Here is a 24,803-nt window from a genome sequence, read left to right as displayed (position 1 = left end):
CGAACTGCGATCGAATTTTATTTGCGATCGCCATATACTCAATCTAAAATCGCTATAACCATTGCCCACCCCGAAAACGCCAACGGGGAAATAAAATCCGCATCAGTGTTTGGGATACCACATAGACACCCAGCCAAACCAAACTGTAGTGTCGAACAAACCAGCCAATATCCAAGTTTTGCATTCCCGGCAGAGGCAATGATAGAACTTTGACAATTAAAATTAAAAATATCGCTTCCCAAATACCAGCAAATAGTTGAAAAAGTCCCGGCCAATCTCTATCCCAGCGGAACTTCTGCAAATGATCGTAAAGTATATCCCAGCCCAAACCAAAGACGGCGATATATCCCACAACCCAAAAATAAACAAAGTCAGCACCAAGGCCAATAATGCCCAGCCCAAAGGGCAAAGTTATCAGCACGCCCACAGTGCCAAGCAGTAATAAACGGGTTTGCCAACGACCAAAAAGTGTAGGAGTCATTAATAAAATTTTAATCCCTCTGCTGCATTAATTTTGCAGCTTTAGTTGAGGCAATTCGTATTGAAGATTACTTTGCAAATGACCTTCGTAAATTTTTCCCACTTCCAGCTTATCAAGACTTCTAGCCCAAACAGAATGGGCGACAACTGGTAATCCCATTAGTTTAGACATCATCGATGCCTCTTCTGGGTCAGCAACACAGCCAATCCCGAAGTGGCTGGCTACGCGCCTGATCGTCAAATCCTCTAGGAGATAGCTGTTGCCCATTTCAGCTTCTTTACACTTGTAGCGTCTAATTGCCGGTAAGACTTTTTCTAAATTTTTTAATCCAAGCATTTAAAGTTCTCCCAATCTCTCAGTGCAAAACATTCCGTTTGTTGGTTCAGCTTTAACCTTGCTTTGAGCTGAGTTAAATTAATAATGCCTGAAAGTCTTCGCTGATGAGGTCAAGTATTGATAAAGAACAAGGAGAAAACTTTAAAGTTTTGATAAAGAAGCCTTAAATTGCCAGTATGTCTACTGATATCGAGTCGATCGGCATCCTAATTCCTCCCCGGCTGTGAGGCGTAGAACCAGGGCATTGGGCTATGATGCTGCTGGAATGGCACAAAAATAACCGACGCGCAAATAAGCTGAAAGTTCCTAGCGTTTGGGCGTTCCTCCGTCACAAGTAGAGCAAGGGACGAACCCAATGGGACGAAAAGATTTTCCGCTATTCAAAAGCAGGCTAAAGCCAGTGTATTTACTGAGAAGTATATGAAATTAAAACAATTGCTCTGGGGAAATACTGAATTAACTCTATCTTAAGGCAGTTGACAGCGAAGGTTTGTGTTTCACAACTGGGTTAACTTCCCAGAAAATAAGCGCCCACCAAGCTAAATGGGGTTTGCTGAATAAGTTAAGAAAAATCGCGATCGCAATTGATGGGTGATTCAAGCTGGGCGATGTAACCTCCTTATATTGCAAATGCTTCTATACACACTGAAAAACTTCAAACTTACCTACAAACCACAATTTAGAACAACTTTGGTTCAATGCTGAACTAAGTAAATCTCTACTGGGTGCATAGCTATCCAACCTTTCCATAAATCACCTGGTAGCTCTAGTCTTAGTTCTGTTTCCATCGACACAGAATCATAACCTTTGTAGATGAACCGAAGCTGATAAGCCCCATTCTTGAGTCCGCGAAAATACCAAAAGCCATTAGATTCATTAGGGATTGCCAGTTGAAGCTTATTATCCTTCCAAGAAAGTGTTGCATTTAAAAGAAAGAGTGCGCTTTCTCCGGGCTGGACTGAGTAAGATGTTGGGCTAGAGGCTTTACAGACGTTGTAGCACCGGGCTGATTTGCCGGAATAGTCAGCACAGATTTGGGCATTTCGATTTTGAAGCGAACACCATCAACTTCTATGGCATTATTATCAGTTGGTATAGTCTCGACAAGGCGAAGCTTGATGAATTGAGTCACTCCTCTCCCTGGCTGAATTCCTTCTATTGTCCTAAGTCGCATCGTGTTTGGGTCGTAGCATGAGGCTGTCCCATCGGGGATGTCATAGCTGAATCGAAGCTGGTAAGTTTCTGGCTTTAAAGCATCAAAAAACCACAGGTTGCCAAATCTATCAGAAATTTCCAGTTGCAGCTTGTCATTATGCCAAGACAGTTTTGTTTTCAGACCAAAGCCAAAGTAATTACGTGCGCTAGGTGCATCAGGCTCAAGGAATGCACAATCGTATCCTCCGAATTCTTCAGGCTTGCTTTGCTGGTTTCTACCGGCTTCTCCTTGTGGTTGTAGCTTTTTACCATCCGAGTTAACAAGTTCTGGGGTAGGAATATCGCCCAGGGTGACAGAAGCTCTAGTTGACCTATGGTTAGTCAAATAAACTTCAAAATCCAGAGAGATATTGGTACCTGTATGTTTTTTTGGGATGGATAGTATAAGTTCATCAGATTGCCAAGACGAGATTTTCAGACTGATGCCATCTTCTTCGACATCATCACTGTTAATCAGTTCTACGGTTCTCATGTTGGCTACCCTCTCAATACCCGCATTTTCTGAAGCGGTAAAGCCAAGGGACGCATGGCTCAGTGCCATTGCCCCTACCAAAACTAAAGCCAAAGCCAAACAGAAAAGAAAGAAATTACGCATGAGATATCCCCATGAACTGACTGCTACTTAATCAGTCCTATCAGATGCCATAGCTTTTTGTGCAACCTTGCCGATGTGGAATGGCTCTACGCCTATCCCCCGGAACCTCTTTCCCAATTAGGGCAACGGCACTCCATCATCTACCAATCCGCTTGGTCAGAATCGGTTTTTAGGATAAAAGTCTTCTGTTGCGGAAACTTTTAAATGCCTGAATTGTCGAAATACGTAGCTTCAAAAAGCCAATGCTAAAAGTCACACCATAGTATCTCATAGACGCACCTAGTTTGCTTTTTTTATTCTTGCCCCACTTGGAGCGTTAAGCAATTGAATCGAACTTGATAAACCATTCAATTATAAAACTCCAGCCTTTGTCTATTAGAAAAAATACTGAAGTAAAGAAGATAGGTGGGCATAATTAAACGTAAAACAGCCGCGCCCTAAGAAACCCGGTAACTCCTGCGAAACCCGGTTTCTGGGTGTTCAGTTTATTTACGCCCACCTACTTAATAAAAATGTTAATGGTTAACTTAAGTGAGAAAAATTACTTAATTTGTTTATGAAAAAACGGTAAGGCTAGCAGTCAACCTCAACCAGTACGGATGAGGTTGACTTTGAAAATATAGAGTAATTAGGGAGATTTATTCGTCGCCCACTTCAACCATTGCCATAGAGAACTCAACGCATTTAATCGCTCCAATCTTGGTGCTTGTACTGCTGCTAAACTATCAACCGCACAAAGTGCGGCATATTGCAATCCTAAAAAACTATCAACTGCTGCATAAGGGCCTCCCAAAGTGATGGCTCCAGCGGCATAAATTCGACCGCGCTGATTTCGCATATCTGTTACTTCAAAATCATTGGCAACGACAAGTCTGCCATTGTCGTGCAGAGGCAGGTTGTAGTGATTTACAAGGTCGCCCAGGAGGGGACTTGCTGTTACGTGGGCGTCGAGTCCGGTGGCATCGATAATAAAGTCAGCTTCGAGTCGAATTTGCCCTTTTAATCCTTTTTCTTGAATGTAAGTAACTGTACGATTTTGGGTGTCGTCGCGTTCTACTTTTTCTACTTCGCCAAAGGTAATTTGATACCAGCCTTCATTGACCCCTTGCTGCACAATGCGTTTCCAATCGCGGCGATCGGCTGTAGTTGTACCGCCCCAATGTGCTAGCAAGCGCTTGCGCCCTTCTGGGTCGGCTTTTTCGAGCATTTCTCGCAATTCGCCACCCCAACAAGCTTTCGGCCAGTTAAATGGTTGAAATTCGTAGTGATTTTCTACTTGGCGTTGAGAGGAACCGAATTTGTTACCTTGGGGTTTGGCCGATCGCATTAAGTGCAACAAAGATATCTGTTTGTTCTTCTGGCGTGCCTCATAAATCCGCTGTACAATTCGCGAAGCGACAATTCCTCGACCGCGAATCAATACCGTGCCGCCATGTTGTTCTAAATGTTGATAAACGCGATCGTGCTGTTCGTAGGCATTTACCACTGATTCAAAATCGCCTGTTTTTTCCCGATAAGCTTTTAAATCGGGCAGAAATTGAATCGCTGGGTAGCCTGTGGCAAGCTGGAGATATGGCGCGATTAAGAAAGCGCGATCGGGACTACCTGTGCTGGAACGACGGCGAGAATAGGCTAGAACATAGCGTCCGTCAGATGTTTTGCGAATTGCACGCACGCTACCGTGACGAAACATTTGCTCCCAACCAATTCGTTTCGACTCGCGATCGATCGAATCAAACACATTTCCAGAACGAGGCGTGTAAGTTTGGGCAAAATCTGGCTCAGCAAATACTTGCCACAAATACCCCAAAGCATCGCTGACTTTCCCTTTGAGTAAATCGTGCCACACTTCCCGCAAAGCATAGCTGGGCCAACCCCAAATATTATCGGGACAGGAATCGGAGTTCGATCGCAACCTTTCGTGTAAAGGAATCTGAGAATTCATGCACAGACGCTTGTAACGCGCATAAGGCTTTTCTTCCATTCCCAAAGCCGCAATGCGATCGATTTTTACCCCGCAAATTCTCAGCAAATCGACCCAAAAAAAGCTACCTAAACCAGCACCAATTGCTGCATAGTCAACCTCTTCAACTGGCAAACCCGTTGCGTGAAGGTCTTGCAAAGCTACTTGAGATTGCCCAAACACCAGTGGGGGAAAATTATCGCTACTTGGCGTCGCCACCAGACGGGGGTCGGGTAAATCTGTGTCTGGGTGAAAAGCGATCGTGGATATCGATGAACTGGCGAGGAAGGAAATCGTAATTTGGTAGGGCCCAATTTGGAGGGTGTCGCCATTCCCCAGCACACTCCGCGCCTGACGCTGACCGTTGATAAAAGTGCCGTTTTGACTGTTTTGGTCAATTACTACCAAAGTGCCGCTATCTTCATCGATCGAGACATGATAGCGAGAGACTTCGGCACTATTGAGCAGTATCCGGGAAACGCGCAGTCCCCGGAGTTCATCTGGCATTTGGGCAAACTCGCGTCCCAGGGCAATAGGAACAGCTAAAATAGGTTCTCGTCGCTGTCCTGTGGCTGGATCTGACCAGCTAAGCCGAATTTGCAAGGGTTGTGGATTCATAATGGTTGATTCCCCCTGGGAGTCATCAAAACACTTGCTGCTGCCGCTAGGGAGGTGCCACACCAAAGACACCCTAAATCTAACCGTTCGTAAGGTGAAATGCGATCGCATTTGGAATTGGGACACCGCAAACCATAAGTTTGATTGGCGGCAACAGGTGATGGCTGACTTGCTTTCCCTGGTGAGTTAGGCGAAAGTAAAATAGTCGTGGGAACGCTGCTACCAGCTAGAGTTACGGCAGTAATTTTGATTTCCGTTTCTCCCAGATGAAAAGTGCTACCTTGGGTTAAAGTTATCTCATCAGTCGTGAGTCTGTTGCTATTTACCCACGGAGGATTGCTTTCTCGCAGATTTCGCAGGTAAAACTGTTGCTGCTCTTGATTAAAGAATATTTCAACGTGCAGCCCAGAAACTGTTGGATGTGTCAGCACAATATCGCAGCGAAGGGCATCGCGCCCCAGCCGAACGGTTCCGGCATTTTTACTTAGCTGTCGATCGCGAATAATCTGCTTTCTCAAATGACCTGCTTCTTCCCACTCTAAGGTTAGTTCGTTCATCGCCCTGCTCTTACTAAATCCTATATTTAATAAAGTTCTTCAGTCTATGATGCTTTGATTTCTCAATTTCCAGCTTAACTGTTCTTTCCCTCTCTGAGTCCTCAATTTCTACAATAGCTAATAACCTACTCCTATCCCGATGAAAAATACCCCGATATTTAAGCTTATTTGCTCGATAGTTATTATATCTCTGGTTTTGCTGGGCTGTAACGCTACCACAAAAGATGCCAAACCTGTATCCCTAAATATTTTATGTGCGTCCAGTGCGAAAAACGCTATGAAAAATATCCAGAAACTTTATAGTCAAGAAAAGCGTAATGTTTCCATTACTTACAATTTTGCCCCATCAAGTATGCTCCAAAAACAAATCCAACGGGGAACAAATGCCGATCTCTTCATTTCTTCTGGAATTAAACAAATGGATGCTTTGCAGTCCCAGGGATTGGTGCTTGCGGAAACTCGTCAAAATCTCTTGAGCAACAAAATGGTATTGATCGCGCAAAAAGATGCTACAGATATTTCCGACTTCAAAGACTTAACCCGCAAGCAAGTCAAAAAAGTCGCTTTAGCAGATCCCCAGACTGTATCGATAGGTAAATATTCCCTGGAAGTTCTCAGTTATTTTGGGATTTTAAACCAGGTAAAATCGAAGCTTGTTTTTGTTCAAGATCCGATTCAGATAGTAGGTTATGTGGAAAATAAAAAGACAGATACAGGCATTGTCTTGGCAACAGATGCTATCCTATCAAATAAAATCACGATTGTAGCGATCGCACCCGAAAACTCCCACTCTGCGATTATCTATCCTGCCGCCGTACTTAAAAACAGTAAAAATATCCCCGATGCCAAGGAATTTATCCTATTTCTTCAAACCGATCGAGCTGAAGCAGTATTTTTAAAATACCGATTTACTCTGAATAAAAATGCTGACAACCAATAATTCACTGACTGATTTACCAGCAATTCATTGATGTGGATGCGATGAAAAAAATATTTATGTTCTCTTTTATTGGCTGGATAAGTATCCTGTCTCAAGTTTTGGTTAGTTGTACTCAACAAGTTAAACCTGTTGTATTAACTATCTCAGCGGGCGCAAGTTTGAAAAGTTCGATGGAAGAAATAAAAGAGCTTTATACTCAACAAAAACCGAAAGTTAACATTATGTACAAGTTTAGCAGCAGTGGATCTCATCAAAAGGCGATCGAAGAGGGAGCAAAGGTTGATATTTATATGACTGCGGGCTCTCAATTCATGGATGATTTGCAGTCCAAAGGATTTGTAATAGACGATACCCGGAAAAATTTCTTGAAAAACAGAATCATATTAATCGCGCCAAAGAACGCCACGGGTATTTCTAAATTCAAGGATTTGACCGACAATAAAATTAAGAAAGTTGCTATAAGTAACCCAGCTACAGGATCGTCTGGCAAGTATGCCGAAGAAATTCTCCAGTTTTTCGGTATTTTAGAACAGGTAAAACCTAAATTTGTTTTTACCAAAGCTGGAACTGACATAGTGAGTTTGCTTAAAAAGGAAAATGCAAATGCAGGGATTATTTACGCAACGGATGCGATCAAAGTAAATGAGATAAAGATTGTGGCGATCGCACCGGAAAACTCCCATTCTCCAATTACCTATACCGTAGCCGTCCTCAAAGCTAGCAAAAACATCCCTGAAGCCAAAGAGTTTGTCCAATTTCTGCAAAGCGATCGGGCCGGATCTGTGTTTGTCAAATACGGCTTTGCGATCTTTATCGATCAGGCTACTCAATAGCTAGTGAAGATTAGGGATTACTTGTGCTACAAGATCTAAAGGTAAATTTTATAGGACTTACGCACCTCACTCGGTTTAAACCTGCTATAATAATGTAATTTCATCGAAACTGCGTTATGTCGATTAGGCAAGCATTAGCTTTGACACCCGCCTCTAAGAACCGAGGCAAAATCTTGTCTTTATACTGGTGCAAGCAGCTATTTAGTCGCTTAGGTATACGGCAAAAAATTGCCTATGGGTATGCCCTTGTCATTGGAATTGCCCTTCTAGGTGCTACTACAGGAAAGCTGCTGGAAAATTATTATCAAGACCAAGCTAAAAAACAATTAGCTGAGTCTCAGAAAATAATATCCTTATTGAATAATTTGGAAGCAGCTGTACTGAAAGCCCACACTCAAACGCCAAACCTAATTCCTCTATTAACAGAACCCGTAAGATTAGAGCTAGAATATTCTCGATTCCTCGAATATATTGAGGCAGTAAATAGAGTATTATATCAAACAAAGTCATTTTTAGAAAGTTCAAATTCACCAGATCGAGATTCACTTAAACAAGCAAATGATAGTAAAGAACTAAAGCGATCGCTCCAAGCTTATATAGATTCCATAAAAGATTACTCCCAGAGGCTAGAAACAATTAGCAAGGAATTTAAACCATCTACTTTGAAGCCAGAAAAAGTTCAGTCTGTTCTGCTAGCGAACATAAGTTATAAAAGCAGCAAAGTCGATTTAGAGATTAATAAACTTTCTCAAGAAATGTCAAATATCGTTGCTGAAATCCAAGAGAAAGAAGCACAAAAAACGCTGCAATACTTGGATAAGGCAAGCGCGGTAGGAAACTTAATTCTGATTATTAGTTTATTATCGGCAGTTGCGATCGCAGCTGCTTTAGCCATCTATACCAGCCGGGTTATTGCCTATCCCATCGAAGTTACTACTAAAATCGCTCGGCGAGTAACTAAAGAATCGAATTTCACTCTTCAGGCTCCCGTGCTGACCGAAGATGAAGTCGGGTTATTAACTACATCTCTCAATGAACTAATCCAACGAGTAGCAGAATACACCCAAGAACTTCAACAAGCACAAACTCAGCTAATTCAGACCGAAAAAATGTCTAGTCTCGGTCAGATGATAGCAGGCATTGCCCACGAAATCAACAACCCGGTCAGCTTTATCTACGGTAACGTCGAACACAGTAAAAATTATGTTGAAGAATTGTTAGGATTAGTGGATCTCTATCAGCAAAAATATCCCAATCCAGATGAGGAAATTGTGGAACGCATTGACGACATTGAACTAGAATTTCTGGCTGAAGATCTGCCGAAGACTCTGAATTCTATGAAAATTGGAGCCGATCGCATTCGCCAACTGGTATTATCTTTGCGTAACTTCTCCCGTCTCGATGAAGCAGAGGTAAAAAACGTCGATCTGCACGAAGGAATTGACAGCACCCTGTTAATTCTGAACAACCGGCTCAAAGACAACATTAAAGTGATTAAGCAGTATGGAAATCTGCCTTTAGTAGAGTGCCATCCAGCACAGCTGAATCAAGTGTTTATGAACATCCTCAACAATGCGATCGACGCTCTTTCCGAACAAGCAGAGCAATCCAATAAGCAAATTGCGATCGAGACAGAGCAAATTCCCCCCGATAAAGTTCAGGTAAGAATTCGCGATAATGGTTCTGGGATTGCACCGGAAGTGCAAAATAAGATTTTTGACCCATTCTTCACAACGAAAAAAGTTGGCAAAGGCACCGGATTAGGGCTTTCCATTTCTTATCAAATTCTCGAAAAGCATAGCGGAGAAATTCGATGTAATTCCGTTATAGGCGAAGAAACTGAATTTATCATCGAACTTCCAGTTAAACAGCCGCTCTCCAGTTGAGGGGAATTGCAAATTTAAGATTTGAGATAGCAAAGTAAAAAAATCTGATATAGCTAGGGACTAGGGGCTAGGGGCTAGGGGCTAGGGAAGAGGGAAGAGGGAAGAGGTTACTCCGTAAGGGATTATGGACTTCATGTAACAGTTGGAGTTGGCTTAATCGCCCTGGCGGTTGCTATAATTAAATCTGCAATCTAAAATCTCAAATTTGAAATTATTTCGATCGCAAATCGATCAGCGGTTCGACGCCAATTTATCAGCCCAGCGAGTTGTTTCTGGAAGTCGATATTTGGGAGTGCAACGCATCACATAATCGATCGCAGTTGGTAGACTTACCCGATGTCCGCTAGAAACATAAACAGGTTTAACTCCCGTGCGCGATCGCAACACAGCACCGATCGTTTCGCCCCGATGCAGCAGCGGTTTCCACGCCCCTCTTTCCAAAGGTAACTCTTCATGCTTGCCAACTAATAAGGATTTGGCTACACCAATTGTGGGGACATCTATCAATAATCCCAGATGACAGGCTATCCCAAGACGGCGAGGATGGGCAATACCTTGACCGTCGCATAAGATCAAGTCGGGTGCGATCGTCAGTTTTGCCAGCGCGTCCAGTACCGCTGGGACTTCTCGAAAAGATAGAAATCCGGGAATATAGGGAAAGGTGGTAGGACGATATGCGATCGCCTGCTCAACCAGCTGCAAATCCGGGAAACTGAGAACTGCAACAGCCGATCGCGAGATCCTACCCGACTCCTCAAAACCCATATCCACACCAGCAACATACTGTATTGTTCCCAACTCGTCAGAGGTAATCACCTCTTTTGCCAGTTGTTCTTGAATAGGAATCGCCTCTTCAGCAGTCAGGGGCCAAGCGTGACGTTGAGTAATCTTCATATTTATTAAGTAGGTTGGCGCAAATAAATCATTATTGCTACGTAGTTGCGCTTTAGCGCTAAAGCGCAACTACGTAGCAAATCCAGAAATTTTACGTTTCGTTACATAGCTTGCTTTTTTATTACCGACCTACTTATTCTAAACCAACGATTCTAGCCGCTAAGGAGTACTGTATTTTGAAACGCACTTTAAGCTGTCAAATTTAGAATAGTTTACAGGTACAAATATATGACTATATGGCGAACACTTAGACGGCACAACTTTGACCAATACACTAATAGGTTCGTTGCGATCGCCACTAGAAAAGTGAAAACTAATCACCCCCGTAGCACCGTAGGCTTGAAAGCCGCCAACCGATAAAACCTCCCGCACATCAGAACGCTTTGGTTGAGGTTTTTTTGTCAAAGCCGTTATCAACACACGACTTGCATCATACGCCGTAGCTGTCAAACCGCTCACTTCTCCTTTCCATAGCTGCTCAGATAAAGCGGAAAACTTTGGATTTGGACTGCTCAAACGATGCCAAGGTACAGTCACCACTAGGCGCTCCACAACATCTTTAGATCTCATTTTTAAAATATTAGAATCGTAAACACCCCATCCTCCGATCATCGAATAACGACCCTGATTAGCCTTAATTAAATTTAAAACATTACCAAAGGACATAGAACAAGTTTGACCATCAGGAAGGATAACAAGCGTAGTGGCTCCTTGTCTTTGTGCTTGGGTTATAGCAGCAACTGCATTAAAATTATTTTTACACAAATCAAAATCTGCCACTACCTGTCCTCCACTTGCGGGGAAACTAATGTGAAATTGATCTCGGATAGATTTGCTGTAATTACTCTGAGGAGTGTAAAAAACTGCTGCTGTTCGCTGATGAGCTTGGATCAAATAGCTAGCCATAGCCTGAGCATTCACCCTATTACTGGGTACAGTGCGAAAGAAAACGTATTTAGAAATATTGCTCCAGACTGAGAGATCTTCCGAAGTGCTGCCAGGAGAAACTAATACTAACCCGTGCTTTTGATAAACATCTATAGCTCCCATCGTCACTTCACTCGCATAGTGACCGACAACACCTAAAATGTCCCCTTTCGACACCAGTGACTCTGCCATTTTCCTAGCCCGGATAGGGTCATTAGCATCATCCCCAATCAACACCTTCAGCCCCATTCCATTAATCTTTTTTTGCTCATCATTGAACTCATTCTGGGCTTGTGCCACTCCTCGCAAAATTTCCATAGCTCTGTCTCGATTGTTGGTTATGGGAGCCACAACAGCAATCGTGTAAGCTTTTTGATTCATTAGTCTGGCATTATTGAGGTAAATCAAAGTTTCGGGTTCTCGTCGCTTATTCCATGCCTTCTCTAGTGATTCAGCAGCTTTTTGATATTTGCCATCTGCAAAGGCAATCACCCCCTCTTGCTTCCCCAGTACCGCAGGTTCTGAAACCAGTATTTCTTCCCCACAACTTAAATTGTCGCCTTTATGAAAATTCCTGAACTCAATCTTTGCACAACCACGGACGCCAGTTAAATACCAATTACTTCCATAAATTACCGTCGCAAAAACTAGAAAAACTGCACCAAAAGAGAGTCTTTTGAGCAGATAACCGCAGAATGTTTTTGATTCTATTTCTTTAATTCGGTGTAAAATTTCTTGCGTATTTTTAGGCCGCTTCTGACACGGTACGGCCATCATATCATCAATTAAATTTGCCAACTCCCTGGAAACCGGAGTCGCACTGTATCGCCAAATTAACTTATCTGTTTGGCGTTCTCTGGTTAGTTTATTAGGGTGTATTCCTGTCAGTAAATGCACAAAGGTACAGCCAAGCGCAAAGAAATCAGACTGCGGAACTGCTCTGCCCGCCATTTGCTCTGGAGCAGTATAACCGTGCGAACAAATTTTCGTAACATTCTGCCCATCAATGACTGTCTGCGTTACCCTCCTGGCTGTGCCAAAGTCAATAAGCACCAGTTTCCCATCATCCTTGAGCATAATGTTAGACGGTTTAATATCTCGATGAAAAAGATTATTTCGATGCACGTAATCCAGAATTACTACTAATTGTTTCAGCCAGTTTAGTGCTAAATTTTCAGATATTCGCCCATTCTGCTTTAACCACTGCTCTAGGTTTAGCCCTTCTATTTTCTCCATCACCAAGCAGCGCAATTCCCTACCTTTGCTGAGTGAAACAATTAATTCTGACTCTGCTCTAGGAATTCCCTGATGTGTAAGATTGATTAAAAGATTCGCTTCTTGTTCAAATAGTTCGACTATGTGAGTAATATCTTTAATTAAAACTTTTAGGACTTTAAGCGTTTGCCGTTCCTCTATATCTTCTACTTCAAAAATATTAGTATAAGGGTGCTTATCCAGATCGCGTAGAGGTCTGACTAGGCGATATCGGTTCTTAACTAGCAGTTCAGTTTCACAGGATTGGCAACGTTCCAGATGCTCCGGGTTTTCTCGATTTTGACACCAGGGATTGATGCAGTAGTAACTCATAAATTTGCACCCTAAAGGTGGAGCGAAGATATTTTCGACACTTTCTGAATGTACTTCATAACTACAGGCTGTAGAGTGAACATAACTTCACTGCCTCCTGTAATTTTTTCAATTAATGAGCGCCGTTCCAAGGATTCTAAAGCTTCGATTAGTTCGGATTTCGCTCCGGGTGGCGAGAGAATTTCTGCTAATTGAGGCAGCGACTTCGGAGTAACGTTAGTGGCTAGCTGGCGCACGATCTGTTTTTCTAAATCTGTCAGGCGATCGAACTGCCGATCTAAAACTTCACTAATATCGCCGATGACTATCGTACCTGCTTCGAGAAATTTGGCGACACTGCCATTAAAAAAATCTTTGATAGTTATAGAAACTATTTTTAACGATAAGGGATTCCCGCCGTATAGTTGATTTAAGGTTCCCCAAGTCTCCCGATCGGACAAACCTTTTTCAGTCAAAATTTCCTGTGCATCGATATCCTTCAAACCCGTCAGTTTTAAGTATTGAACGAATTTGGTTTTTTCTGCTAATGATGCCATTATTTTGGGGTTTTCCCAGCTAGTCAGCACGAAGCAACTGTTATGTTTTACTTCGCCTACTTCTCTGAGCAACTTACTATAATCCTGATATCCTTCTCGATAGTGTCCAGCCAGTTTGCCGCTGCTCAAAATTGCCTCCATTTCATCCAGTACAACTAGACACCGATGTTGTCGGAGGTAATCAATTAATTGCTTGACCATTTTGTCGGTGTTGTCTGTTAAAGCAGTTTTTTTGTCGTTGGAAAAGAATCGAATCAGGTCAGCCAGAACCTCTTCAACAGGTGGAGAAGCGCGGAGACTTCGCCAAATCAGGTACTTAAACTCATTCTGGATATCTTCTGCACTGCGTACAGCTAAAGCCGTTTTGCCAATTCCCCCCATGCCCAGGATAGCCACCAAGCGGCACTTATCTTTGACAATCCATTGCTTTAGCTTCGCTAGTTCTTCTGCGCGTCCATAAAAACTGGGCAAATCCGGTGCATCGCCCCAATCTTGGCCTTGAATGCCATTAACCACTTCTTCCCAGTTCAGTCCCAGAACCGCGCTGTAAGCCTGGAAAGCACTGGCATTGATCGATCGCTTCCCTGCTAAGAAACGACTCCAAGTTCCTTCTGAAATCCCCTCAGCTAGATAACCAGTTTTTTCCCAATTCACTCCCAGACACAGACTCGCTGCTTCTAGCCAGTTGCGATCGGCTACAGGCCACCCTTTTTTCTCTCTGGCTTGCTTAATTTTGGTGAGTCCCTGCTTAGAAGCTCTGAGCGTGGTCATATATACCGAGATTTTGTGCTTGTCAAGATCAACTACAAACCTTAGTTTTACCGATCTTAAGCTGATCTGGTGCAATTAGGGCAAATCAAAGATTGTAAAGAAGTAGAAGGCAGTTAATCAGCTGAGCCGCACCAACTTTGTAAGACCAAAAAGGATGAAATCACAGTGAAATTTCTTGTCCTTGCTATCCATCAAACCCTTTGTGTCGGTTTTCTGAGTTTAGCGATCGCTAGCTTCCCCATCCCAAGTAAAGCCATCACCGTACAGGAAGTACGCGGCCCAAGGCCAAATGGCTGGGTGACAGATACGATCGACATTCTCAGTCCTGCAACTGAAGCAGAAATCAATCGCTCGATTTCACAGCTAGAAGCGCAAAATAGCTGTGAAATAATGCTTATAACTGTACCAGAAACGTCACCTTACAGTTCTCCCAGGGAATTTGCACTGGCTTGGTTTAAATACTGGACAATTGGCAAAAAAGGTCTAGATAATGGGGTTTTGCTTTTATATTCCAAAGGTGACGATCGCATTGAAATTGTCACAGGTTGGGGCATTGTGGAAATTTTTCCTAACGATCGGGTAATTAGCCTGATCAAAGGAGAGATCAGACCCCGCGTTAATCAGGGTAATTTTAACGGCGCAATGCTCACAGGAACGCAAGAAATTATTAAGGTTTTGCAGACTTACAAACCACATCCAAGCCCTCACACAAATAATCTCATTCCTACTACTGGGCAGGAGTACATTTCCTGGTCTCTCAATAGACCTACTTACATCTGGATATTTGCCGGATGTGGTGCGGTAGTGGCAATTTTTGCTGGTCTGGGAATTGCGCGATCGCGTCGTCCAGTCTTTATCAAACTTTCCAAAGATTCCCCGATGCTGCGAATACTGGCTTTAGACGATCATGATAAAGAAATCCGAAATTCTCTAGGCTTATGGTTTTTTAGCTCAACATTCACAATTGCTTTGCTAGTTTCTGGAGGAGTTAGTTCATCATTCATTGCAGGATTTATAAGCTATTTTATTGCCTACCATCATAACCGGAATATCTTTGAGAAAGATATCATATACAATTATGAACGTTATGAACGGATGCAGTTAGCCTCCATGATTTGGAGTTCTTGTTGGTTTGGGTGCGGCACCCTAATTTTAATCACGCTTGGGATGGCAGAAGGAATCAAGTTACCGATCGGAGTGGTTGCCGGGTTGATTGCTTATATCCCAGCGTCCCGATTAGCCAAAGCAATTTTACCTAAAGATAATGATGAAAGGCAGTCAATCCTTCCCCTACACTGTGCGGATTGCCAAATGCCTTTAAAACAACTAAACTCCACATCGCTCATAGCTCATCTTAGTCATCATCAGCAAGTTGCACAAAATCTTAAAAATATCAAATTTGAGGGATGGCGATGCCCGAACTGCAATCCGGGGCAAATTTCAGGACAAGTTCATTTACGGGCTTATGTGATGACTTCAGATCCTGACAAGCTCTGTCCTACCTGTCAGGAATTGACAATCTACAAGTTAGACCAAGTTGTGGAAGCTCCTACGTATGCGCGAGAAGGGAAGGGCTTGATTACTTGCGACTGTCGCTCTTGTTCTTATCAAAAGCAGATGGAACGAATCATCCCTATTCTTAGTAGCAGCAGTGACGGTGGTGGTGGCGGTGGTGACGGCGGTGGCGGCGGCGGTGGTGGTGGCGGCGGTGGTGGCGGTGGCGGTGGTGGAGATGGTGGTGGCGGTTGAGCCATTAGCAATACCCTCTCCACAAGTCTGTTGCTTGATATACTGTTCACTGCCTAAAAATTACAAAACTTACAAACAAAAATCTTCTCCCCATTAAACTATGCAGAACCTTAGAACGCAAACCCCCAATTCTCTTCGTGTTGCTTTTAAGATTTCAGGCGGTATAGCTGTATTACTCGGAGCCATTATCTTGCGCCCCTTTGTCATTGTCAATGCTGGAGAACGCGGCGTTGTCATGCACTTCGGCAAAGTCGAAAATACCGTTTTGGACGAGGGCATACATCCGATTATGCCAAGCTGAAGCACAAAGATTGCTGCGGGAAAATTTAACGCCTCAAATCCTGCAAAAGCACGCCATAGAAAAATGGGATGGCAAATTCCCCACTGTGATGAGTGGCAATGGTGCGTTACCATTTATTAATGTTAGTCCTGCCAACTTGCCTACTCAACAAAATAAATGAAATCTACCAATACCTCTTACATCGCAGCGGGAATAGCAATATTGCTGTTGCTGGTTGCGATCGCTTTCAAACCCTTCGTAATTGTCAACGCTGGACAACGCGGCGTGGTGATGCAGTTTGGTCAAGTCCAAGAGCAAGTTTTGTCAGAAGGCATACACCCAATTTTGCCAATTGTCAATACTGTAAAAACCCTCAGTGTCCGGGTACAAAAGCACCAAATTCCCGCTCAAGCCGCTTCCAAAGATCTTCAGGATGTCTTCACTGACGTGGCGCTGAACTGGCATATAATTCCAGACAAAGCCAATACGGTTTTTCAGCAGATTGGCGACGAGTTCGAGGTCGTCGAACGGATTATTAACCCAGCAATTGAAGAAGTTCTTAAAGCAGTAATGGCTTTATATACTGCCGAACAAATTATCACCAGACGGGGAGAAGTAAAAGCAGGTATTGACGATTTATTGAAATCTCGACTGGCACACTATAACGTTGCAGTTGATGATATTTCTCTGGTTAATATCCGCTTTTCCCAGCGATTTAGCGAGGCAGTTGAAGCTAAACAAATAGCGGAACAGGACGCCAAACGGGCAGAGTTCGTGACTCTAAAAGCTACCCAAGAAGCACAGGCAGAAATTAACCGAGCTAAAGGACAAGCTGAAGCACAGAGATTGCTGCGGGAAAATTTAACGCAGGAGATTTTGCAAAAGCAAGCGATCGACAAATGGGACGGTCATTTTCCCACAGTTTTGGGTGGTAATGGCGCATTGCCTTTTATTAATATTAGGCCAAGTGATTTACCTCCTCAAGATCGGCAATGAACACACCCAGCCACGCCATTCTTAATCTTTTCTTTTTAGGCAGACAGACGCAGCCACAAGCCAATCTTCCCATTTTCATTGGTGCAATTCTACCTGACATACCAATATTTGTTTTATACGGATGGGCGAAACTTATTGCGCGTCTCCCGGAACGCCAAATCTGGTCAGAAACTTACTACGAACCTTTTTGGCAAAATATTGTCGCTACCTTTCATTCGATACCTTTGGCTTTGTTGGGATGCGTTATCGCTTATAAATTGGGATGGAAAAATGTGCAAATCCTCTGCATCAGCATGGTGCTGCATTCTCTTCTCGACTTACCAGTTCACAACGATGACGCCCATCGGCACTTTTTCCCCTTAAGCAACTATCGGTTTATCAGTCCCATTTCTTATTGGGATCGGCAGCATTACGGTGGGATTTTTTCTGTTGTTGAAATATCGTTAGTGCTGCTAGCGTCGTTTCCTGTTTTCAATCTAATCCAATCTTGGATTGGTAAAGGTTTAGCGATCGCGATCGATCTTATTTACGTCTATTTTTTATTTCGCTAAAAACCTTAATTATAGCCACGCCGGATATTAAAACAACACCAGTCTTGGCGACGCCAAAGAGTGGCAATCACCCAACCGTTTTGCTCCAGAACATCGGCAACTGGTTTAGTTTGGTCTAACAAAATACCGCTGAGAATGGCCCAAGTGGTGGGTTTGACGATCGCATTCATCTGCGGTGTCAAGTCGATGATCGTCTCAGCCAGGATATTGCAGACAATGCCATCGACAGGGCCATCAAGCCGCTGGATTAGGCGATCGACACTGCCTTGTTCCACAATTAAACGCCCAGAAGCAATCCGGTTGAGGGTGCGATTGCTGCGTGCAGAACGCACCGCCAGGGGATCGGTATCGATCGCATAAACCTTTTGGGCCCCCAGCAACACCGCCCCCAAAGATAAAATTCCCGAACCGCAACCAATATCCGCCACTACAGCCTTAGTTTCCTCAAAACCAAGCCGCATTTCCAACGATTCCAGACAAAGCTGGGTAGTGGCGTGAGTCCCCGTCCCAAAAGCAAGACCCGGATCGAGGCGCAAAATGATTCGTTCCGAGTCTGCTGGTACAGGTAACCATGCGGGGTAAATCAAAAAGCGATCGCCAACCTCTTGGGGTTGCCAATGTGCCTTCCAGCTACTCGCCCAATCTTCCTCATCAATGAGATGCCATTTCATCGCTGGCACCGGCATACCCAAAACCAGCGCATCCTGGTGCAACCACAAGGACAGCGCCGCCAAATCTAAAAGCTGCGCCTGTTCTTGCGGCATATAGCCTCTAACCAAGCAAGCATGACCCTTCATCTCACTGGCAGTTCCCCGACAGCCAAATTTTTCTAATCGCCAGAATACAGAATCCTCTAGGTCTTGGTCGCAGAGAATTTGCAGTTCCCACCAGCTGTTTGCCATATTTTAGTCCTGAGTGCAACGGAAGCCGTGCTGAGTAGAAAGACCAGACTCAGTACTCAGCACTCAGCACTCAGAACTTATAGTACTTGTTGCTAACCCACTTATCAAAGCCTTTACTCAGCACTCAGCACTCAGCACTCAGAACTCATAAAGTTACCGTGTAGGCATCGCGAATACCTGGAACTTTGAGAATCTCGGTTAAGATTCCTTCCGGTAAGGGATCGTCGAGATTCAGCACCATCACGGCATCGCCCCGCACAATTTTGCGGCCTACCTGCATACTGGCAATATTGACATTAAAACTGCCCAATAGCGAACCAATTTTGCCAATAATACCTGGCATATCGCGATGCACGGTAAACAGCATATGCTGAGAAGGTGGCACATTGATGGGGAAATCATCAATATCGGTGATCCGAATTTCGCGATCGCCCAACAAAGCGCCGGTCACCGAGTGTTCGCCTAAAGACCCCTTCGCCTCTAAGTGTAGGGAACCAGCATAGTCTCGAATCGAGGCATCCCGCGTTTCAATTACGCGAATGCCCCGCTCTTTAGCTTCTAGAGCCGCATTCACATAGTTTACCCGCTCTCGCAAAGCTTGAGACAGCAGACCTTTGAGGGATGCCACCACTAACGGTTGGCTTTCATTGGTAGCCAATTCTCCCTGCATCCGAACATTGAGACTTTCCACTCTTCCACCAGCCAGCTGACCCACCAGGGTACCCAGAGTTTCCGCCAGTCCCATGTATGGTTTGAGCTTTTCCACAACGTCTGGAGCCAAGCCGGGGATATTCACGGCGGATCTTGCCGGTAAACCTAACAGCACATCGCGAATTTGCTCTGCAACGTCAATGGCGACATTAACCTGAGCTTCGGCTGTGGAGGCTCCCAGGTGGGGCGTAAGGACAACTTCTTTACCGAGATCGCGCAGGGGTGATTCGCCCAGGGGTTCTGTCTCGAAGACATCCAATGCTGCACCAGCAATTTTACCTTGTTGCAATGCCTCTGCCAAAGCCGCTTCGTCAATTATTCCACCTCTGGCGCAGTTGATAATGCGGGCAGTGGGTTTCATTTTGGCCAGCGCTTCGGCGTTGATTAGGTGGGCGGTTTCTGGCGTTTTTGGCATATGCAGGGTGATGTAGTCGGCTTCCCGCAACAGCAAGTCCATTTCTACCAGGCGACAGCCCAGCTGTTCGGCCCGTTCGTTGGAGAGATAGGGGTCAAAGGCCATTACTTTCATGCCCATTGCCCGTGCTACGGTGGCTACGTGGGAGCCAATTTTACCCAAGCCGACAACGCCGAGGTTTTTTTTGTATACTTCTGCGCCTATATAGCGCTTGCGATCCCACTTGTTGTTTTTTACCGACTGGTTGGCATCGGGGATGTAGCGGGAGAGGGATAGCATCATTGCAAGTGCGTGTTCCGCCGCCGCAATTGTGTTGCCTTCTGGAGAGTTGACGACGACAATACCCTGCCTAGTTGCCGCAGGTATATCCACATTATCAACGCCAACACCCGCTCGTCCAATAATTTTCAGCTGTGTGCCAGCTTCGATTACTGCCTTCGTAACGCGAGTTTCAGAGCGGATCATCAGCGCGTCGTATTCTGGGATGATGCGGATTAATTCTTCTGGCGACAAGCCCGTTTTTACATCAACTTGGGCTACCTGAGATAAGATGTCGATGCCAGCTTGGTCTATTGAATCGGAGACGAGAACCTTTGACATGGTGAGTAAGTGAGTTTAGAGGGGGAAACCTGTCCCGCCAACAATTTGGGAAATGCAGGCACTTTTGTTACTGCTAGTAGAGATGGAGATTTGTGTCTTTGTATATTAGTCTGTCGGCTGTTTTATGCAGTGCAGGCCAGTTTACCACCATCTGAAACCTCTACAGTACGTCATTCTAGCGGCAAAGTGGTGCGACGGTTGCCATCGGGTGCTGAAGTTTTCATTAAATATGTTAGGAATGAGGTATTGGGGTCAGTTTGGGCATCGCAGTCAATGAAGATGTCACCGCTTCAGAAAGTTTTCTTCTTGCGATCTCTCTAGTTGAGATGTGCGATCGCGATCGGATCGATCCCCTAATTTCTTTTGTTTTGTTGGTTTTTAGCCAATTAATACAATACTCTGTTAATTGGGCTGTCTCTGTATTTCGACAAGACTCGATCGAATTTATGAATTACCTAGTTACCGTATTGGCAGACCGCATTCAGGCAGAAGAAGCTTATTCTGCCCTAGAGAAAGAAGGCTTACCGATGGATAAAGTATCGATCGTGGGCAGGGGGTACAAAACTGCTGAGGAGTTCGGCCCGATCGATCCCAATGAGCAAGCTAAGAACCAAGCTAAGCTAATGGGATTTTGGCTAGTGCCGTTTGGCTTTGTCGCTGGTCTGGCATTCAGCCTGCAAACTAATTTAAACACCTTTGCCTGGGCGGGTGAAATCGGCGATCATTTGATCGGTGGCCTCCTGGGTGCGATCGGTGGATTAATGGGTAGTATTTTTATTGGTGGTGGCACGGGCTTATTGTTTGGCAGCGATGATGCTTTACCTTATCGCAATCGTCTCAATGCTGGTAAATACATAATTATCGTTCGTGGTTCTGAAATTCTGACACGCCAAGCTACTAGCATACTCCGCCAATTTAAGCCTGAAACTATTCAAGGTTATGCCGTCGATCGATAAAATGTTTCCAATCTCAATCTAAAATCTAAAATCTAAAATCGAACGATGTTGCCAAGGGAAGAACTTTTAAAAGGAATCGAAAATCGAGACACTGCGCGTCGGGTAATTGACTTAGCCGAACAAGCTATCAAAACCTGGGAAATTGTCTTTACAGATTTTCTTTCGCCACCAGAATTGGCGGAGGTTCAGCAGATGTTCGCACGCTTGACAGAAGTGCATCTGTTGGCTTGGGGAGGTTATCCGCAAGCGGAAAGGCAACGAGTTGCGATCGCGCGATCGGAACTTCCTCTCGACCAATCTCAGGTAGATATCGCCGCCCTGGAAATTGCCGGTAACTTTCTGTTCGATCCCGCCACTCACCGTGACTTTCTAGGTTCCATGTTGGGATGCGGGATTATGCGAGAAAAAACCGGCGACGTGATTGTGCTGGGAGAGCGAGGGGCTCAGGCGATTGTCGTTCCAGAAATGGTAGAATATCTGGGACAGCATTTGACTCAAGTGCGATCGGTCCCTGTGAAAACTCAGCCGATTGAGTTAACCGAACTGAAGTTCAAAGAACCGAAAAAGAAAGAATTAACAACAGTAGAAGCATCTTTGCGACTGGATGCGATCGCATCAGCCGGTTTTGGGATGTCCCGCACCAAAATGGTCGATTTAATCGATGGCGGTGATGTCCGAGTCAATTGGAAAGATATTACCTCTGCCAGTTATCAAGTTAAACAAGGCGACTTAATCGCCATTCGCGGCAAAGGACGCCTCGAAGTTGGCGAAGTAGCTATTACCAAAAAAGACCGCTTCCGAGTTCAATTAACTCGCTATATGTAAGCAACTAGGAAAGTCAAAAGTCAAAAGAAAAAAGGGGTTGGTAACTGGGTAATTTCAAATTTTAAATCGAAAATTTGAAATTTTCCCCCTTTTTCTTGACTTTTGACTTTTGACTTTTGACTTTTGACTTTCCTAGCCCCTAGTTTATATAACCACCAGCTTCCAACTTGTGCAAAACCTTAGCGACACTTTCTTCGACACTTTCTATATCGGTGCGACATTCCACATCCGGCTGTAGCGGCGCTTCATAGGGGTCGTCAATGCCAGTAAAATGCTGAATTTGTCCAGCGCGTGCTTTCTTATAAAGCCCCTTGACATCGCGTTCTTCGCACACTGCGAGAGGTGCATTTACGTAAACTTCGATAAAATCTCCAATTCGCTTTTTCATCTCGTCCCGCATTTCGCGATAAGGCGAAATAGCTGAAACCAAAACAATCACGCCGTTCCTACTCAATAGATGCGCCACGAAACCGATGCGGCGGATATTATTATCGCGGTCTTCTTTACTAAAACCTAAGTCTTTTGTCAAGTTCTCGCGGACTACATCCCCATCGAGGATTTCTATAGAGTAGTCGCGCGATCGCAACGCCACCTCCACAGCCCGACTGATCGTAGTCTTACCGGCACCGCTAAGGCCAGTAAACCATACTGTTACACCAACTTGTTTCATTTAAGTTAACTCCCAACATCTGCCCATAGGTTACAATCCAAGAAAAACACCCAGTTAAGCAACATCCCTACTGTACACCGCGCCTTTAGGTTGAGGCTGCGTTCTACCGTAGTATCACTCATCGCTTCAGAAAACTAAAGTGATCTCGGTCAGCTAGACACGAGATAGTATTCCCAAAGTTGCGATCGAGTGTAACAATTAGGCTATGGGGAAAGCTGGGTTCAGCACAAAAAATTGACTGCCAAATTAAATTAATCTGTTGGTATATTATATGCCTCGTCTATATAACCGCGCCTTTGAAATTCTTGCTACTGAGGTGAAGCGATGCTCTAAAGATGTGCTGGCGGGAGATGTACAGCGAGACATTGTGCTGAAGCGGTTAGAAAGACTGCGCTCGCAAACAGGCGAACCGGCTTCCCTAGAAGAACTGCGCGATACGGTAATCGCTTTTTTCCCCAACTTTAGCGAAAAAGTTCTCAAACAGGCCGCCAAAGCCAACTGTCCCCCCGGTAAGTGGAGCAAAATAAAATTTGCTGCTGTATTTTTAGCTGGATCTGCTGGGGCAATTTGGGTACTGAACCTACCTTATCCGATGATTCGCTGGCCGGTAGCGCGAACATTACCAATTTTGCTACTACCCAGCTATATGAGTATGGATTATAACTATCGGCGGGCGATCGCATCAGTGGAACAAGCCGACCAGTTGGTAAACCAATCTACCAGTTCAGCCGATTTGGACTTAGGCGCAGTGAAAGTAAAAGAAGCGCAAAAACATCTGGATGCTTTGCCAGTTTGGTTTTTAGGCTATTGGCCTAAATACACCGCTTGGTTTGGTTGGCAGTTTACCTTTGATGAGTTTAAAGCAGCGAGAGCGAATGTGGGGCGCATGGAAGCCAAGCTATTTCAAGAAAAGCAAGCGCAAACGCTACTAACTCAAGGAGAACAAGCGCTCAACACAGCTAAGCAGCAATACGAACAGGCGTCAACAGTTGCAGACCGAGAAAAAGCGATCGCAGCATGGCAAGCGGCTTTGGATCAGATAAATCAATTGCCCCAGCAAACACTGATCGGAAGAACATCAAGAACTAAATTAGCAGCTTATCAGCGCGATTTTCAAGAAGTTGCCAGTATAGCCGCAAAGAGTGCTAGAACGCAAACTTTGATTGAGGTAGCGAACCAATTTGCTATAGCGGCTGGTCAAAAGGCGCAGAATCCGCCTCATAGTGCTAGTGAGTGGCAGGAAATCCAAAAATTGTGGTCACAGGCGATCGATCGGCTGGAAGCAGTTCGAGTAGAGGACTCTGGCTACGTAGAAGCGCAAAAGTTACTAGCTAAATATCAAAGTGATTTGGGAACAGTACGAACTAGGTTGGAAATGGAACAAGCTTCTGTAAGAGATCTGGAGACGGCTAAAGAGCAAATCGAATCTTTACTTGCAAATACTACCCGCAATGCTTCCTCAGTCGATCGTAACCAAATGATTAGTCAAATCCAACGAATTATCAATCAATTAGAGAAGATTAAACCGGAGACGACTGCTTATGCAGAAGCGCAACAGCTAATGCGATCGGCCCAGAATAAAGTAAAAGAAATTTTGCAAGCATCGCCTCGGACTAATTTCGGCAACTGAACTATTCCAATACTTTCCTTTATCTAAAACGGCTTTGCTTCATTTTCAGACTACCGACATCATTAAACTATACCATACAGTTAGGCGATATGTAGCAACAGGATAGAGAATTGGTATCAACTATGAGTTCACCAGAAATTTATAAAGGTTGGATTATCGAAGCCAGACCAGTATTCTGCGTAGAAGTCTGGAACTCCGGTGGCAAATGCTTTATCCCAGTTCACAACGCCAAAAATGAGAAAGAAGCACTTAAGCAAGCCAAACGCTGGATCGATATGCAAACAGAACCGGAAAATCAGCCAAAGCTTGAAGAGAGTGATGATTTTCCCCCCCAGGACGGTTTCGACGACGATGATATGCCATTTTAATGCCTTGGAAA

At 44.4% G+C, this 24,803-nt stretch carries 23 protein-coding genes; 12 read left to right on the top strand and 11 right to left on the bottom strand.

What is annotated here, in order from left to right; all coding sequences use genetic code 11:
* Positions 1-52: 52 nt before the first annotated feature.
* From LAY57_RS03790 to LAY57_RS03770, 5 genes are all read right to left on the bottom strand, one after another.
* Complete coding sequence (locus LAY57_RS03790; protein WP_249064965.1) at positions 53-481, bottom strand: hypothetical protein; 429 nt, start codon at positions 479-481, stop codon at positions 53-55.
* 27 nt (positions 482-508) lie between these two features.
* A complete protein-coding gene (locus LAY57_RS03785; protein ID WP_249064964.1) occupies positions 509-817 on the bottom strand; it encodes a hypothetical protein in 309 nt (102 codons plus the stop codon).
* Between the two features lie 925 nt (positions 818-1,742).
* The gene (locus LAY57_RS03780) at positions 1,743-2,627 is read right to left on the bottom strand and encodes a hypothetical protein (RefSeq protein ID WP_249064963.1); all 885 of its coding nucleotides are present in this window, start codon (positions 2,625-2,627) and stop codon (positions 1,743-1,745) included.
* Between the two features lie 628 nt (positions 2,628-3,255).
* On the bottom strand, positions 3,256-5,208 hold the full coding sequence (locus LAY57_RS03775; protein WP_249064962.1) for an FHA domain-containing protein: 1,953 nt from the start codon (positions 5,206-5,208) through the stop codon (positions 3,256-3,258).
* A complete protein-coding gene (locus LAY57_RS03770; protein ID WP_249064961.1) occupies positions 5,205-5,765 on the bottom strand; it encodes an FHA domain-containing protein in 561 nt (186 codons plus the stop codon). Before LAY57_RS03770 ends, LAY57_RS03775 begins: the two co-directional genes overlap by 4 nt.
* 139 nt (positions 5,766-5,904) lie before the next feature.
* Here LAY57_RS03770 and modA (LAY57_RS03765) point away from each other — a divergent pair, with 139 nt between their 5' ends.
* From modA (LAY57_RS03765) to LAY57_RS03755, 3 genes are all read left to right on the top strand, one after another.
* A complete protein-coding gene (modA, locus tag LAY57_RS03765; protein WP_275993561.1) occupies positions 5,905-6,705 on the top strand; it encodes a molybdate ABC transporter substrate-binding protein in 801 nt (266 codons plus the stop codon).
* Positions 6,706-6,761: 56 nt separating this feature from the next.
* A complete protein-coding gene (gene modA, locus LAY57_RS03760; protein WP_249064959.1) occupies positions 6,762-7,538 on the top strand; it encodes a molybdate ABC transporter substrate-binding protein in 777 nt (258 codons plus the stop codon).
* A gap of 116 nt (positions 7,539-7,654) precedes the next feature.
* Positions 7,655-9,424: a sensor histidine kinase gene (locus LAY57_RS03755; protein WP_249064958.1), complete on the top strand. Its 1,770-nt coding sequence runs from the start codon at positions 7,655-7,657 to the stop codon at positions 9,422-9,424.
* Positions 9,425-9,655: 231 nt separating this feature from the next.
* Here the strand turns inward: LAY57_RS03755 and nfi are convergent, their stop codons facing one another.
* The 3 genes from nfi to LAY57_RS03740 all read right to left on the bottom strand — a co-directional run bounded on the left by nfi (position 9,656) and on the right by LAY57_RS03740 (position 14,139).
* Positions 9,656-10,318, bottom strand: coding sequence for a deoxyribonuclease V (gene nfi / locus LAY57_RS03750; protein ID WP_249064957.1), 663 nt, complete (start codon positions 10,316-10,318; stop codon positions 9,656-9,658).
* A gap of 159 nt (positions 10,319-10,477) precedes the next feature.
* Complete coding sequence (locus LAY57_RS03745; RefSeq protein ID WP_249064956.1) at positions 10,478-12,832, bottom strand: bifunctional serine/threonine-protein kinase/ABC transporter substrate-binding protein; 2,355 nt, start codon at positions 12,830-12,832, stop codon at positions 10,478-10,480.
* 11 nt (positions 12,833-12,843) lie between these two features.
* The gene (locus LAY57_RS03740; protein WP_249064955.1) at positions 12,844-14,139 is read right to left on the bottom strand and encodes an XRE family transcriptional regulator; all 1,296 of its coding nucleotides are present in this window, start codon (positions 14,137-14,139) and stop codon (positions 12,844-12,846) included.
* A gap of 165 nt (positions 14,140-14,304) precedes the next feature.
* Here LAY57_RS03740 and LAY57_RS03735 point away from each other — a divergent pair, with 165 nt between their 5' ends.
* From LAY57_RS03735 to LAY57_RS03720, 4 genes are all read left to right on the top strand, one after another.
* Positions 14,305-15,888 (top strand): TPM domain-containing protein, encoded by a 1,584-nt coding sequence (locus LAY57_RS03735; protein WP_249064954.1) that lies wholly within the window; start codon positions 14,305-14,307, stop codon positions 15,886-15,888.
* Positions 15,889-16,118: 230 nt separating this feature from the next.
* Entirely contained in the window at positions 16,119-16,349 is a 231-nt protein-coding gene (locus LAY57_RS03730; RefSeq protein WP_249064953.1) for a hypothetical protein, read from the top strand.
* Positions 16,346-17,164, top strand: a complete 819-nt coding sequence (locus LAY57_RS03725; protein ID WP_249064952.1) for a prohibitin family protein — start codon at positions 16,346-16,348, stop codon at positions 17,162-17,164. The genes LAY57_RS03730 and LAY57_RS03725 overlap by 4 nt, the downstream gene beginning before the upstream one ends.
* On the top strand, positions 17,161-17,715 hold the full coding sequence (locus LAY57_RS03720; protein WP_249064951.1) for a hypothetical protein: 555 nt from the start codon (positions 17,161-17,163) through the stop codon (positions 17,713-17,715). Before LAY57_RS03725 ends, LAY57_RS03720 begins: the two co-directional genes overlap by 4 nt.
* 5 nt (positions 17,716-17,720) lie before the next feature.
* On the opposite strand, the gene prmA is transcribed toward LAY57_RS03720, so the two are convergent.
* Both prmA and serA read right to left on the bottom strand, forming a co-directional pair.
* Positions 17,721-18,617: a 50S ribosomal protein L11 methyltransferase gene (prmA, locus tag LAY57_RS03715; RefSeq protein WP_249064950.1), complete on the bottom strand. Its 897-nt coding sequence runs from the start codon at positions 18,615-18,617 to the stop codon at positions 17,721-17,723.
* 145 nt (positions 18,618-18,762) lie between these two features.
* Positions 18,763-20,343: a phosphoglycerate dehydrogenase gene (gene serA, locus LAY57_RS03710; protein WP_249064949.1), complete on the bottom strand. Its 1,581-nt coding sequence runs from the start codon at positions 20,341-20,343 to the stop codon at positions 18,763-18,765.
* A 9-nt stretch (positions 20,344-20,352) separates the two neighbouring features.
* On the opposite strand from serA, the gene LAY57_RS03705 reads away from it, so the two are divergent.
* The 3 genes from LAY57_RS03705 (at position 20,353) to LAY57_RS03695 (ending at position 22,124) form a co-directional block, all read left to right on the top strand.
* Positions 20,353-20,664, top strand: coding sequence for a hypothetical protein (locus LAY57_RS03705; protein ID WP_249064948.1), 312 nt, complete (start codon positions 20,353-20,355; stop codon positions 20,662-20,664).
* A 125-nt stretch (positions 20,665-20,789) separates the two neighbouring features.
* The gene (locus LAY57_RS03700) at positions 20,790-21,299 is read left to right on the top strand and encodes a hypothetical protein (protein ID WP_249064974.1); all 510 of its coding nucleotides are present in this window, start codon (positions 20,790-20,792) and stop codon (positions 21,297-21,299) included.
* A 45-nt stretch (positions 21,300-21,344) separates the two neighbouring features.
* Positions 21,345-22,124 carry a photosystem II electron transport protein, Sll1252 family gene (locus LAY57_RS03695; RefSeq protein WP_249064947.1) on the top strand — a complete coding sequence of 260 codons (780 nt, stop codon included), beginning with the start codon at positions 21,345-21,347 and terminating at the stop codon, positions 22,122-22,124.
* 139 nt (positions 22,125-22,263) lie between these two features.
* On the opposite strand, the gene cysC is transcribed toward LAY57_RS03695, so the two are convergent.
* The gene (gene cysC / locus LAY57_RS03690; protein WP_249064946.1) at positions 22,264-22,794 is read right to left on the bottom strand and encodes an adenylyl-sulfate kinase; all 531 of its coding nucleotides are present in this window, start codon (positions 22,792-22,794) and stop codon (positions 22,264-22,266) included.
* Positions 22,795-23,065: 271 nt separating this feature from the next.
* Here cysC and LAY57_RS03685 point away from each other — a divergent pair, with 271 nt between their 5' ends.
* Together LAY57_RS03685 and LAY57_RS03680 are read left to right on the top strand one after the other, a co-directional pair.
* Positions 23,066-24,424, top strand: coding sequence for an AAA family ATPase (locus LAY57_RS03685; protein WP_249064945.1), 1,359 nt, complete (start codon positions 23,066-23,068; stop codon positions 24,422-24,424).
* A 122-nt stretch (positions 24,425-24,546) separates the two neighbouring features.
* Positions 24,547-24,792: a hypothetical protein gene (locus tag LAY57_RS03680; RefSeq protein ID WP_249064944.1), complete on the top strand. Its 246-nt coding sequence runs from the start codon at positions 24,547-24,549 to the stop codon at positions 24,790-24,792.
* Positions 24,793-24,803: the final 11 nt, after the last annotated feature.

The organism is Argonema antarcticum A004/B2 (assembly GCF_023333585.1).
Lineage (GTDB): Bacteria > Cyanobacteriota > Cyanobacteriia > Cyanobacteriales > Aerosakkonemataceae > Argonema > Argonema antarcticum.
The sequence above is the reverse complement of the archived record's forward strand: the minus strand, read 5'-3'. Positions and strand labels throughout refer to the sequence as shown.